This window comes from Prevotella sp. Sow4_E9_plate (genome assembly GCF_052116205.1).
In the GTDB taxonomy this organism is placed as follows: domain Bacteria; phylum Bacteroidota; class Bacteroidia; order Bacteroidales; family Bacteroidaceae; genus Prevotella.
The window spans coordinates 1-390 of the sequence record NZ_JBQKLN010000155.1 but is presented as its reverse complement, the minus strand read 5'-3'; the positions used below and the strand labels follow the sequence as shown (position 1 = coordinate 390).

Sequence of the window (390 nt, the reverse complement as noted above, 5' to 3'; positions counted from 1 at the left end):
GAGAAGACTGAGGAGATCGGACGTCTCAACCGTGTCATTAACCAGAAGGACGTGGAGATACATAATCTAAAGACAGAACTTGCTTCCACAAAGGCTGAACTAGCCGTTGCTAAAAAGCGCATCAAGGAACTCGAGGGTGCTGATGACGATACATCAAGTACACCAGGAAAGCCCGAGAAAAACAGCAGTATCCCTCCATCCCAAGAAAGTATCGCTTCCCGTGAGCTGCGCAGGACAAAGTCTCTTCGCAAGCCAAGCGGAAAGCCGAGCGGTGGACAGCCTGGCCACAAGGGTCACACACTGCAGACTATAGCAGAACCAGACGTAATTGTAAAGCACGAACCCGTCTATTGTAAATGTTGTGGTCGGCTCTTGATTGATATACCATGC

1 pseudogene is annotated in these 390 nt (G+C 49.5%); it reads left to right on the top strand.

The features are described 5' to 3' along the window. A pseudogene (locus tag ACTQ53_RS17670) lies at positions 1–390 on the top strand (IS66 family transposase); the annotation flags it as partial.